At 66.6% G+C, this 12,559-nt stretch carries 11 protein-coding genes; 6 read left to right on the top strand and 5 right to left on the bottom strand.

Annotated elements, in window-relative coordinates; genetic code table 11:
* Window positions 1-110: 110 nt before the first annotated feature.
* Together OU419_RS17745 and OU419_RS17740 are read right to left on the bottom strand one after the other, a co-directional pair.
* Complete coding sequence (locus OU419_RS17745; RefSeq protein ID WP_254475665.1) at window positions 111-926, bottom strand: phosphate/phosphite/phosphonate ABC transporter substrate-binding protein; 816 nt, start codon at window positions 924-926, stop codon at window positions 111-113.
* Window positions 923-1,909 carry a fatty acid desaturase gene (locus tag OU419_RS17740; RefSeq protein ID WP_254475666.1) on the bottom strand — a complete coding sequence of 329 codons (987 nt, stop codon included), beginning with the start codon at window positions 1,907-1,909 and terminating at the stop codon, window positions 923-925. Before OU419_RS17740 ends, OU419_RS17745 begins: the two co-directional genes overlap by 4 nt.
* A gap of 278 nt (window positions 1,910-2,187) precedes the next feature.
* Here OU419_RS17740 and OU419_RS17735 point away from each other — a divergent pair, with 278 nt between their 5' ends.
* The 5 genes from OU419_RS17735 (at window position 2,188) to OU419_RS17715 (ending at window position 8,308) form a co-directional block, all read left to right on the top strand.
* Window positions 2,188-3,639, top strand: coding sequence for an amino acid permease (locus OU419_RS17735; RefSeq protein ID WP_254475667.1), 1,452 nt, complete (start codon window positions 2,188-2,190; stop codon window positions 3,637-3,639).
* 232 nt (window positions 3,640-3,871) lie between these two features.
* Entirely contained in the window at window positions 3,872-4,651 is a 780-nt protein-coding gene (otsB, locus tag OU419_RS17730) for a trehalose-phosphatase (RefSeq protein WP_254475668.1), read from the top strand.
* The gene (locus tag OU419_RS17725) at window positions 4,648-6,447 is read left to right on the top strand and encodes a glycoside hydrolase family 15 protein (protein WP_254475669.1); all 1,800 of its coding nucleotides are present in this window, start codon (window positions 4,648-4,650) and stop codon (window positions 6,445-6,447) included. The genes otsB and OU419_RS17725 overlap by 4 nt, the downstream gene beginning before the upstream one ends.
* Window positions 6,429-7,841, top strand: coding sequence for an alpha,alpha-trehalose-phosphate synthase (UDP-forming) (otsA, locus tag OU419_RS17720; protein WP_254475670.1), 1,413 nt, complete (start codon window positions 6,429-6,431; stop codon window positions 7,839-7,841). The genes OU419_RS17725 and otsA overlap by 19 nt, the downstream gene beginning before the upstream one ends.
* Before the next feature lie 257 nt (window positions 7,842-8,098).
* On the top strand, window positions 8,099-8,308 hold the full coding sequence (locus OU419_RS17715) for a cold-shock protein (RefSeq protein ID WP_254475671.1): 210 nt from the start codon (window positions 8,099-8,101) through the stop codon (window positions 8,306-8,308).
* Between the two features lie 142 nt (window positions 8,309-8,450).
* On the opposite strand, the gene OU419_RS17710 is transcribed toward OU419_RS17715, so the two are convergent.
* Window positions 8,451-9,485 (bottom strand): alpha/beta fold hydrolase, encoded by a 1,035-nt coding sequence (locus OU419_RS17710; protein ID WP_254475672.1) that lies wholly within the window; start codon window positions 9,483-9,485, stop codon window positions 8,451-8,453.
* Window positions 9,486-9,725: 240 nt separating this feature from the next.
* On the opposite strand from OU419_RS17710, the gene OU419_RS17705 reads away from it, so the two are divergent.
* A complete protein-coding gene (locus tag OU419_RS17705; protein WP_254500565.1) occupies window positions 9,726-10,166 on the top strand; it encodes a hypothetical protein in 441 nt (146 codons plus the stop codon).
* 55 nt (window positions 10,167-10,221) lie between these two features.
* Here OU419_RS17705 and OU419_RS17700 read toward each other — a convergent pair whose 3' ends face one another.
* Window positions 10,222-10,983: an SIR2 family NAD-dependent protein deacylase gene (locus OU419_RS17700; protein ID WP_254475674.1), complete on the bottom strand. Its 762-nt coding sequence runs from the start codon at window positions 10,981-10,983 to the stop codon at window positions 10,222-10,224.
* Window positions 10,980-12,503: a sensor domain-containing diguanylate cyclase gene (locus OU419_RS17695; protein WP_254475675.1), complete on the bottom strand. Its 1,524-nt coding sequence runs from the start codon at window positions 12,501-12,503 to the stop codon at window positions 10,980-10,982. The genes OU419_RS17700 and OU419_RS17695 overlap by 4 nt, the downstream gene beginning before the upstream one ends.
* Between the last annotated feature and the right edge of the window lie 56 nt (window positions 12,504-12,559).

Raw genomic sequence — 12,559 nt, 5'->3', positions numbered from 1 at the left:
GCGAGGCGCGTCCATCCCTTGCGGGCAGTGCGGAGCGAAGCGCGGGGAATGGGGCCAGGCCGCCGCCGTAGACCCCTGGGCTCGCTGGCGCTTTCGATGGTTGCGTCGGGTCACCTCAGCGCTCGCGCCGGTCGCTGCGCCGGGTGCAGCAGCGGCAACCCCTGCGCCGCCGCATGCCGCTCGTAGTCGAGCAGCACCTGATAGTCGCTCCGGGCCGCCGGCAGCACCTGGCGGATGCGCAGCACCCGGGCGGCGTCCGGGGCCGCGGCCAGCGCCAGGTTCAAGGCCGCACGGATTCGTTCGGCCTGCGTTTCGTCAGCGGCGGTGATGTAGGGCAGGGCGGGGCTGCGAGCGCTGCGCTGGAGGATGCGCACGCCGCAGGTTTCCTCCGGCGCGTAGAGCGCCAGGTAGGCGAAGGTGACGCTGTCGACCGCCACCAGGTCGACCTTGCCGGCGCGCAGCCAGGCCAGGCTCCGGCGGTGGCTGCCGCTCCAGTGGAGTTCGCCGAAGAAGCGCCCGTCGCGTTGCCAGGGGGCCAGGGCGTGACGCAGCAGGTTCATGCCGGTGTTGGAGTCCGGGTTGTTGGCCGCGCCCCGGCAGCCGCGCAGGTCAGCCAGGCTGGCGCGCGGTTCGTCCTCGCGCACCAGCAGAAGGCTGCAGTGTTCGCCTGCGCCGCTGTACGGCAGGTCGTAGTCGGGCCGGCCAATCAGCCGGACCCGGCCGCGCAGGGCGGTCATCAGTGGGTAACCGCAGGTCTGGGTGAGCAGCAGGCGAGGGTCGAGGAACAGCGCCTGGAGGTCATCGCCGCGCCAGGGGCGGCGCTGTACGCCGAGCGCGGACAGGGTATGGGCGAGCCATTGTTCGCCGGCTGCACGCAGGCTGTCCGGCGCGGTGTACATCGGCAGTTCGGCCAGATGTTCGCTCATGCTGCGGGTTCCTGTCCGGCGAAGGGATGGCGAGGGCTGTCCACGGGCGACATGGCGTGGCGGCGCAGCAGTTCGCCATAGCCATGCACGAGGAAGCCACCGCTGCGCGCCAGCCAGTGTTCGCGGCGTTGCCGGTAGACCTCGGGCAGGCGGTACCACGGCAGCCACGGCAGGTCGTGGTGTACCAGGTGCAGGTTGAGGTTGAGGAACAGCCAGCGCCACGGCCAGCCCGCTTCGTTGAGCACGCTGCGCTGTTCCGGCGCGGCGGCGGGGCGGTGTTCGTAGAAGGAGCGCAGCATGCCCAGCGCCAGTGCCGGCACGCTGACCCAGATCACGTAGTGCAGCGCAGTGAGCACGCTGAAGCGCTGCACGAACGCCAGCAGCGCGATGCTCAGCGCGCCGTGGGTGATCCACATCAGCCACGCCTGGCGGTCTCCCTGGCGCAGCCGCTGGCCTTCCTCGGCGGCCAGCCCCGCCAGTGCCAGCGGCGCGCCGATCAGCAGGCGGCCGAGCAGGGTCTTGTCCGCCCAGCGCAGGGCCTTTGCCGGCAGCGCAAGGCCGTGCCAGCGGCGGTCGCCGATGTAGCGGCTCTCCGGGTCGATGCCGGGCAGGGTCAGTTCTTCGTCGCGGTGGTGGGCCAGGTGACTGTCGCGGTACAGGGTGTAGGGATACCACAGGGCGTAGGGTGCGTAGCCGAGCAGCTTGTTCAGCCACGGCAGGCGGGTGGGGTGGCCGTGCATGATTTCGTGCTGCACGGACATCCACAGCGTCACCAGCGGCACCAGCAGCACGGTGGTCGGCCACAGCCCCAGCCAGGGACTGGACAGCAGCAGGGCGAACCAGGCGAGCTGCACGCCAGCCAGCAGCAGCCAGGTCGGCCATTCGCCACGGCCCAGGCGGTCGTGTTCCAGGGCGTCGCGCAGCGCCTGCCAACTGTGTGCGGCGCCAGGGGGATGCGCATCGGTGCGCGAAGGCAGGGGCATTGGAGTCTCCCAGACAGGTCAATGAACCAGGACCGGTTCGCGGTCCGCTGACTGGTCTGTGGAGCGAGGCGGGAAAATCTTGCAGATCGATTGGGCATAGCCTTATGCCCTGGCCTTGCACCGGGTCTTTCCGAGCGAGTCAATACCGTCTGTGCCGGCTCGCAAATGTTCGAGGGTGAGTCGTCTGCCAATCTGCCTCAGATCAGCTTTACTCACCACGCCGGGTATTAGAACGGAATCACCGACCCGATAGGGCCTGCTTCGGAAGGAGTCGAATCATGAAACATCTCGCACACGTGGAGGGCGGTGCAGGCGACGGCAAAGTCGGCCTGTTCGGCCTCACCTCACTCATCGTAGGCAGCGCCATCGGCTCGGGTATCTTCGCACTGCCAGCCACGCTAACGGGTGGAGCCGGCGCTCTCGGCATTCTCTGCGGCTGGGCCATCGTGGCCTTCGGGATGCTGTCGCTGGTCTCGGTCTACCGCAACCTCACGTTGCGCCAGCCGAACATCGATGACGGCATCTACGGCTGGTCCAAGGCGGGCTTCGGGCATATCGCCGGTTTCATCGGTGCCTACGGCCACGGCGCCGGCGACGCCATCGGCAACGCCTCCTACCTGGTGGTGATCTTCAGCGCGCTGGGTGCCTTTGGCGTGTTCTCCTACTTCGGCGACGGCACCACCTGGCCGGCGATCTTCGCCGCCTCTGCGCTGCTGTGGATCGTCAATGCGCTGGTCCTGCGCGGGGTGAAAACCAGTACCACGATGAACAACATCGCCACCGTCGCCAAGGTGGTGCCGATCGTGCTGTTCCTGGGCCTGGCGATCTATCATTTCGACAGCAGGGTGTTCATGACTGACTTCCGCGGGCAAGCCCACGGCACCTCGATCTTCGAGCAGAGCAAGACTGTCCTGCTGGCCGCCATGTGGACGCTGATCGGGCTGGAGTCGGGGACCATCTACGCTACCCGGGCGCGTAATCTTTCCGACGTGGCCAAGGCATCGACCCTGGGGGCGATCATTGTCTCGCTGCTGCTGGTGGGCACCTCGGTGCTGGCGCTGGGCATCCTGCCAGCCGCGCAGATCACGCAACTGCACCAGCCGTCGATGGCCGGGCTGATGGCTGCGATGGTCGGGCCGTGGGGTGGCACGCTGATCAATATCTGCCTGATCGTCTCGGTAGTCGGCGCGCTGATCGCCTGGGTCGCCCTGAGCGCCGAGGAAGTGATGCTGTCCGGCCGTGGCAAGAGCGCTACCCAGTGGCTTGGCCGGCTCAACGCCAACGGCGCGCCGCGTAATGCCATGTGGCTCACCACCGGTATCGCCCAGGCCATGATGCTGGTCGCAGGCTTCAGCCATGCCGGCTATCTCGCGCTGCTGTCGTTCTCCACGTCGCTGGCGCTGATTCCGTACCTGCTGTCGTCCATGTACTCGTTCAAATGCGCCTGCACCGGTCGCGGCTACGAGGCCGGCAAGGCCCACGGCCGCTACTGGGAAATGGCGTTGTCGGCGTTCGCCGTGTGCTTCGTGCTGTTCATGCTCTACGGCGCCGGCCTGAAGTATGTGCTGCTGGCCGCTGTGGTCTGGGCCGTCGGCCTGCCGCTGTTCATTCTCGGCAAACGCGAACAACGGGCCAGACTCAGCATGGTGGAATGGATCGTCTGCCTGGCCGTGATCCTCATGGCGCTTGCCGGGCTGCTCGGTCTCTGGAGCGGCCACCTGGTGCTCTGACCTTCCGCTCGACCCCCGGCCCCAAGGGCCGGGGCTCCGCTTGCCGCCTCCGGGGCGGCGCTCTGCCATGCGCCGTCCGGACCTTTGCCGGTCGACCCCGGCGGGCTCGCATGTTACGGTCCCCTTTCTCCCTCAACCGTCCGATGTGGCTTCGCAGGCGCATCGGCACGAGCTGCATACGGAGAAATGGCTTATGTCACGTCCCCCGCAACGAGGACCTGTCGACACGGCCATGAGGCCCCCGCAAAGCGAGGTCTCAGCCACTGCGTTGCTGCAACTCTGGCTTGGCCAGCACCGGCAGACAGCAGTGTTCCTGGATGTCGACGGAACCCTCCTGGACATCGCCGAGACTCCTGGCGCGGTGCACGTCCCGCCCGGACTGGTCGATGCGCTCGCGCAGTTGCATCGGCGTCTCGACGGTGCCCTGGCCCTGATCAGCGGTCGCCCGGTCGAAGAGCTGGACCGGCTGTTCCATCCCTTGCGCCTGCCTGCCAGCGGCGCCCACGGTGCCTACTGGCGCGAAACCGGCGACAGCCCGCTGCGCCGCACCGGCAAGGATCTGCCCGCTTGCGTGCGGGTGCGCCTCAACGCATTGGCCTGCGCCAACCCTGGCGTGCTGGCCGAAGACAAGGGCAGCAGCTTCGCTCTGCATTACCGCGCCGTGCCCGAGCGCGCGCCGCTGCTGCGCGAGGCCTTGCTGGCGCTGCTCGATGCACCGGAAGGCGCCGGCCTGCGCCTGCTTGGCGGCAAGCGGGTTTACGAAATCGTCGTCGACGGCGTGGACAAGGCCGTCGCCGTGCGGCGCCTGATGGCCACCGCGGCCTTCGCCGGGCGCTGCCCGCTGTTCATCGGCGACGACCTGACCGATCACCCCGCCCTGGTCCTGATGTCCGGCCTGCAAGGGCTGGGTCTCTCAGTCGGGCGCACGTTGCCGGGGGCGAGTGCGGTCTTTGCCGACGCCGCGGCGGTCCGCACTGCATTGATAACGGCGGCAGGAGGAAACCACCGATGACTGAACTGCACGATGGTGCGCTGGAACTGGGCCTGATCGGCAACTGCCGGGTGGCCGCGCTGGTCAATCCGCTGGGACGGCTGGTGTGGTGGTGCTATCCGAACTTCGATGGCGATCCCGCGTTCTCCCGGCTGCTGGCCGGCGACGAGGAGAAGGGTTTTGCCGACGTGCTGCTTGACGGCCTGGCCAGCCATACCTCCGAGTACCAGCGCAACACCGCGATCATCACCACCATCCTGCGCAACGGCGACGGTGCCGCCGTGCGCATCACCGACTTCGCGCCGCGTTTCCTGCAATACGGCCGGATGTTTCGTCCGGCGCAGCTCTGCCGGCTGATCGAGCCGCTGGAAGGGCTGCCGAAGGTCACCCTGCGCGTACGCCCGACCCACGGTTACGGCAAGCCGCGCCGCGCGGTGGCCGGCTCCAGCCACATCCGCTACCTGGACGGCGACGAGCCGATCCGCCTGACCACCGACGCGCCGTTGTCCTATGTGCTCAACGAGACCCGCTTCGCCCTGCGCCACCCGGTGAGCATGATGATCGGCATGGACGAGCCGCTGGATAATGCGCCGGGCGAAGTCGTGCGCGAGTTTCTGAAGCGCACCCAGGGGCACTGGCACGACTGGGTGCGAGGGTTGGCGATCTCCTTCGAGTGGCAGCAGGTGGTGATTCGCTCTGCGATCACCCTCAAGCTGTGCAATTTCGAGGAAACCGGCGCGATCATCGCCGCTGCCACCACCTCCATTCCCGAGGCGCCGGGTTCCCAGCGCAACTGGGACTACCGCTACTGCTGGCTGCGCGACGCCTATTTCGTCATCCTCGCGCTCAACCGGCTGGGCGCCACCCGCACGATGGAGGGCTACATCGACTTCATCACCACCGTCGCCAGCGGTGACGCCGCACTCAAGCCGTTGTACGGCATCATTCCCGACATCGATCTTGGCGAGCGCGTCGAGCCTGACCTGGCTGGTTTCCTCCATCACGCTCCGGTGCGTGTCGGCAACCAGGCGGTGGAGCAGAATCAGCACGATGTGTTTGGCTCCGTGGTGCTCGCGGTGCTGCAGAGCTTCGTGGATGACCGCCTGCCCACCCCAAGCAGCGACGGCATGCTGCAACTGCTCGAATCGCTGGCCGCCAAGGCCGCGCACGCCGCCTTCGAGCCGGATGCCGGTATCTGGGAATACCGTGGCCGGCAACGCATCCACACCCATTCCGCGCTGCTCTGCTGGGTCGCCTGCGACCGCGTCGGGAGGCTTTGCGGCAGGCTCGGCCGCACGAGCGCTGCGCGCGACTGGATGACCCGGGCTGCCGGCTTGCGCGAGCGCATCCTGCGCGAGGCCTGGAGTGAGCGCAAACAATGCTTCACCGGCAGCTTCGGCATCGACGATCTCGACGCCAGCGTGCTGCTGATGAACGAGCTGGGGATCATCGACGCCGACGACCCGCGTTTCATCGCCACCGTCGAGTGCATCGGCCGTGAGTTGAACGTCAACGGCCACCTGTTGCGCTACGCCGCGCCGGACGATTTCGGCGTGCCGGAGACGGCCTTCCTGGTGGTCAAGTTCTGGTACCTCGATGCACTTGCTGCCATCGGCCGCCGCGACGAGGCCCGTACGCTGTTCGAGGACCTGATCGCCGCGCGCAACCGCTACGGGCTGCTTTCCGAGGACCTGCATCCGCACACGGGCGAGCTGTGGGGCAATATCCCGCAGACCTATTCGATGGCCGGGCTGATCAACTCCGCCATGCGCCTGTCCATCGGCTGGGAGGAAGGTCTATGCCGCGCCTCGTGGTGATCTCCAACCGGGTCGTGGTGCCGGACGATACCCACCCGGCGGCGCCTGGCGGACTTGCCGTGGCGGTGGAGGCCGCGATGCGCCAGCGCGATGGCATCTGGTTCGGCTGGAGCGGCGAGAAGGCCGAGGAGCCGGGGCCGCTGACCATCGCCCAGCGCGGTAATCTCACCTACATCCTCACCGACCTGCACCCGCAGGACTTCGACGAGTACTACAACGGCTTCGCCAACCGCGTGCTCTGGCCGATCCTGCACTACCGGGTCGACCTCGCCGAGTTCAGCGAGGCCGATTTCGACGGCTATCGGCGCGTCAACGAATTCTTCGCCGAGCGCCTCAGCCCGTTGCTGGAGCCTGACGACGTGCTCTGGGTGCACGACTACCATCTGATCCCGCTCGCCCTCGCGTTGCGCGCCCGCGGGCACGCCAACCGCATCGGCTTCTTCCTCCACATTCCCATGCCGCCGGCGGACCTGCTGACCGCGATGCCGCACCACGCCGAGCTGATCCGCGCGCTCACCGAATACAATCTGATCGGCTTCCAGACCGAGAACGACGCCAGCAACTTCTCCCGCTACCTGACCCGCGTGGTCGGCGCCGCCACGCCCGATGGTCGACGCTATCACCTGGAGGGCCAGCACTTTCGCGTCGGGGTTTTCCCCGTGGGAGTGGATGCAGAGGGCTTTCGCCAACTGGCCGAGCGCGCCGAACGCAGCCAGGCCGCCGAAGACCTGCGCGAGAGCCTTGGCGGCCGCGCGCTGATGGTCGGGGTTGACCGCCTCGATTATTCCAAGGGAATCGTCAATCGGCTGGATGGCTACGAGCGCTTCCTGGAGCGCTTCCCCGAGTGGCACAACCGCGTGACCTGCCTGCAGATATCTCCGGGCAGCCGTCAGGATATTCCCGAGTACGCCGACATCGAGGCCGCCGTCAGCGCCAGGGTAGGGCATATCAATGGCCGCTTCGGCGCGGTGTCGTGGGTGCCGCTGCGTTATGTGGGGCGCAATCACAGCCGGGAGGACATCGCGATGGTCATGCGCCAGGCGCGCATCGGCCTGGTGACGCCGCTACGCGACGGCATGAACCTGGTCGCCAAGGAGTTCGTGGCGGCGCAGGATCTGGACGATCCCGGCGTGCTGATCCTTTCCCAGTTCGCTGGCGCCGCTGCCGAACTGGACGGCGCGCTGATCATCAACCCCCACGACCGCGACGCACTGGCCAGCGCCATCGACACCGCCCTGCGCATGCCTCTGGGTGAGCGCAAGGCGCGCCATCGCGACATGTTCGCGGTGCTGCAGGCCAACGACATCCGCTTCTGGGGGCCGAGTTTCATCGAGGCACTGACACGGCCGGGAAGAACCCTGAATTGGCTGTCCAGCCATGCTCTGAGCCACTGAATCCGCGGTGAGGCGGCCTCTGAAACAGCGTGTCGCCACGTCGACCGCCCGTCAAATACCCCCGCCTATGATAAAAAAAACTACCAATTCTCTGTGTCCGCTGTATTCTGCTCGCGCTGCCTGCCCGGTAAAGCGCCGCGACTTGATGTTCTGTCTATTCGATGTTCCATCTCCCCGGCACCTCTTCACTACGCATTCAGCTCATGGCCGGTCGGCATTCGGCCAGCCTTTAGCAATCAATATCTGGAGACAACATCATGTCCGAACGTCAAAATGGCACCGTCAAGTGGTTCAACTCCGAGAAGGGCTTCGGCTTCATCACCCCGGAGAGCGGCCCGGACGTATTCGTTCACTTCCGTCAGATCGAAGGTAACGGCTACAAGTCCCTGGACGAAGGCCAGAAAGTCACCTTCATCGTGACCGCTGGCCAGAAAGGCCCGCAGGCTGAGCAAGTTCGCGCCGTCTGATCGACGCCACTTGCAGAAAGAGCCCCGCATTCGCGGGGCTTTTTTGTGGGCGCGGAAAATGCTGGTCGGGCTTGCACTTCGGGGGCCTGGCTGCGCTGCAACGCTACCTGCAACCCCGCGGCAACTGATCGGCAGGCAGGTGCTACAGCCTGCTCGCATCCACCACTGCCCGCGCGAACTCGCCGGGCGCTTCCTGCGGCAGGTTGTGGCCGATCCCGCCGGTCAGCGTCCGATGCTCGTACTTTCCTGTGAACTTCGCGGCGTATGCCTTGGGTGGAGGATGGAAGGCGCCGTTGGCGTCACCTTCCAGGGTGATGGTGGGTACGCCGATGCTCGGTGCCTTGGCCAGTTTCTGTTCCAGTTCGTCGTACTGCGGCTCGCCTTCAGCCAGGGCCTGGCGCCATCGGTAGTTGTGAATGGTGATGGCGACGTGATCGGGGTTATCGAACGCCTTGGCGCTGCGTTCGAAGGTGGCTTCGTCGAAGTCCCACTTCGGTGACGCCTGTTTCCAGATGAGCCTGGCGAAGTCGCGGGTGTTCTTCGCATAGCCGGCTTCGCCGCGCTCGGTGGCGAAGTAGAACTGGTACCACCAGAGGTGTTCGGCTTCCGGCGGCAGCGGCTGCTTGCCGGCCTGCTGGTTGCCGATCAGGTAGCCGCTGACCGCCACCAGCGCCTTGCAGCGCTCCGGCCACAGGGCGGCGATGATGTCGGCGGTGCGTGCGCCCCAATCGAAGCCCGCGAGTACGGCCTGGTCGATCTTCAGCGCGTCCATCAGCGCGATGATGTCGCTTGCCACGGCGGCGGGCTGGCCGTTGCGCCGGGTCGTGTCGGCAAGGAAGCGCGTAGCACCGTAGCCGCGCAGCCACGGCACGATCACCCGGAAGCCCTGCGCAGCGAGCGCCGGCGCTACATCGACGAAGCTGTAGATGTCGTAGGGCCAGCCGTGCAGCAGGATCACTACCGGCCCATCCGCCGGGCCATCCTCGGCGTAGCCGACGCTGAGTGCGCCGGCATCGATCTGCTTGAGCGCCTGGAATTGCGTATGCCCGCCGGCCTTGGGCGCAGCCTTGGCCGGTTCGTTCGCGGCGTACGTGACACCGGGCAGTTGCGTGACGGCCAGTGTCACGGCGGCCATGCGCATCAGGTTCCGGCGACTGGTGTCCAGATTCTTCGTCATGTTTCCCCCTGGGCTGGATCGGACCAGAGAGAAGCGTAGGCGAGCGGGCGAGGGCGGCTGGAAAAATTGCAGGATGAATGGCGATGGCCCCGATTTTGAGCGGGCAGAGGACAGCCGGTGCAGTGCGCCCGGTCTCATCGAGTGAGAAAAACTCTGGTCAGGGAGCCCGTCTTGGGCTAATTAAGTCCCTTCGCCGCCTCCGAGGATGCGGTTCTTTCAATGCGGGATCAGGGATGAACGATGCAGAAAATCATGACGCTGCTGCTTGGCGTGGCTGTACTGTCGGGCTGTGCCACGCAGAAGACCGGCAAGGAATGCGCCGATAATTTCACCGTCAGTGGCTCACTGCTGACTGGCAAGACTTTCACTTCCAGCGTATCGCTGCCCAACACACCCTTCGCCACAGCCTACGACCGTGCGCACAAGAGCCTGGTGCGCGAGGGTTTCTATATCCAGAACGCCGACGCCAAGAGAGGCGCCATCTCGGCCTACCAGGACGTCATCCTCAGCGAACGCACTGCTCCATTGAACGTGCAGGTGGAGCAGGCGGGTTCCGGCTCCAGGGTCAACCTGGTGTTCGTCGTCGCCGGCGGCATGTACGCACCGGAGTCCGGCGTGCGCGACGGGTTTTGCCGGATTACCGATGGAGTGACGCAGCAGGTGCCAGTCCGGCCCCAATGACCCTTCCAGCCATTCGCGGAGTTGCCCGCGCCTGCGTCGTCCGTTTGCCCTGCGCCTAACCGGCGAAAGCCGCGTCCAGCAGCGCCGGCAGGGCCACGCCCGCGGCGCTGGCGAGGGCGAATTCGCGTTCGCCATGCAGTGGGCCGGGCTGCGGGTTTACGTGCAGCACGGTTGCGCGCATGCGCCAGGCCACCTGCGGAATCTCGGCCGCCGGGTAGACCACCCCGGAGGTGCCGACGGAGATCAGCAGATCGCATTGCTCGGCGGCGTGGAAGGCTTGGCTGAGGGCATCCGCTGGCAGGCTCTCGCCGAACCAGACGACGCCCGGGCGCAGCGGGCCGCCGCAATGCTCGCATGCGGGCGGTATCACGTGGCGGCCGGCCTGTGGCTCGTCGGGGGCCGGCAGCGGGCTGCCGGGTTCCCGGCCGCAGGTGAAGCAGCGCGGGCGTTCCAGTTGGCCGTGGAGGTGGATGACATCCTGGCTGCCGGCACGCTCGTGGAGATCGTCGACGTTCTGGGTGATCAACGTCAGTTGCGGAACCATCCCGGCCAGTTCGGCGATGGCGCGGTGGGCTGGATTGGGCTGTGCGCGATGCACCAGGGTGCGCCGCCACTGGTACCAGCCCCAGACCAGCGATGGATCGGCGCGAAAGGCCGCGGTGGTGGCCAGAGTGGCCGGTGGCAAGCGTGACCACAGGCCGTCCAGGCGGTCGCGGAAGGTGGGAATGCCGCTCTCGGCGGAAACCCCGGCTCCGGTGAAAACCACCACATGCCGCGCCTGACGCAGGGTGTCGAGCAGTTCCTCGGCGAACATCATGGATGCGTCCCTTGCAGGCTGGTGGAGCTTTCCAGGCGATTGCGTCCTGCCGCCTTGGCGCGGTACAGAGCCCGGTCGGCGGCTTCGATCAGCGCGGCGCTGGTGCCGGCCTTGCCGGCGGGCAGGGCGGCGGCGCCGATGCTGGCGGTCACCCGGTCGAACGGGCTGCCGACATGGGGCAGGTTGCTGTCCTCGAGGCGCTCCATGAACTGCTCGGCGACAGCCAGCGCGCCGGCGAGATCGGTATTGGGCAGGATCACCGCCAATTCCTCGCCGCCATAGCGCGCGGCCAGGTCGCCGGGGCGCCGCACGCTTTCGGCGAGCAACTGGCCGATCTGCCGCAGGCACTCGTCGCCTGCCGGGTGGCCGTAGGTATCGTTGAAGCGCTTGAAGTAGTCGATGTCGATCAGCAGCAACGCCAGCGGTGCGCCCTCGCGTTGCGCACGACGCAGTTCGGCGGCGAGGTTGTCATCGAAGCGGCGACGGTTTTCCAGGCCGGTGAGCGGGTCGCGCGAGGCCAGAACTTCCAGTTGGCTGTTGGCCTTGAGCAGGTCTTCGCGGGCGCTGACCAGCAACTGTTCGGTGCCGATGCGGCGCTTGATCGCCAGGATCAGCAGGCTGCCTATGACGATGATCACTATCAGCAGGCCGAAGGCGATGCTCAGCGCGCGCAGCGCTTCGGCGCGCCAGGCGGCGAGCGCTTCGTCCTTGCCCAGGGCGACCGAAGTGACCAGCGGGTAGCGTTCGTTGCGGCGGAAGGCATAGATGCGCTCCATGCCGTCCAGCGATGAGCTGAACGATGCGGTGCCGACCGGTGCCTCGCCCAGGTAGCGAGTGAAGATCGGCGAGCGCGAAAGCACGCGGCCCATGTCGCCTTCGCGGAAGGGGTAGCGCACCAGCACCTGGCCGTCGTTGAGGGCGACGCCGATGGCGCCGTACTTGCCGATGTCGATCTTGCCGAACAACTGGAGGAAGTTTTCCACGCCCAGGGTGGCGGAGATGACCCCGGCGAAGCTGCCATCCAGGTGGTTGTAGCGCCGGCTGACGGTAATCACCCAGTTGCCGCTGGTGCGGCTGCGGATCGGTTCGCCGATGTAGGCATCCAGCGAGGGATCGTTGCGGTGGTGGATGAAGAAGGTGCGGTCGGCGCCGTTGGCTCCGGCTGGCACGGTACCGGTGGAGGACATCAGCCAGTTGCCCTGGGCGTCGTAGATGACGATATCGTCGAGCTGGTTGAGCAGGCGCTGCTGGCGCAGTACCAATTGGCGCATGCGGTCGAGCTGCGGCGGTGTGTTGCCGTCGTGCTCCAGGCGCTCGGCGAGACCGAGCAGGAGCATGGAACTCTGGGTGACGATACCTTCGACGTAGGTATCCAGTGCCTGGGTCAGGTTGAGGTTATGGATATTGGCTTCCGCCAGCGTGCGCTCGCGCGCGGACCACAGCTCCCAGACGGTGGCAGCCGTCACGGTAAGGCTGATGATCGACAGGAGAAGTACGGCAAGGCGGATATCGCGTTTCACTCGGGTTCGCTCGCTCTGTTCCCTTGGCGCAGGCCCAAGGGTGCTCGGCGCTATGG

Source organism: Pseudomonas triclosanedens, assembly GCF_026686735.1.
Lineage (GTDB): Bacteria > Pseudomonadota > Gammaproteobacteria > Pseudomonadales > Pseudomonadaceae > Pseudomonas > Pseudomonas triclosanedens.
The sequence above is the reverse complement of the archived record's forward strand: the minus strand, read 5'-3'. Positions and strand labels throughout refer to the sequence as shown.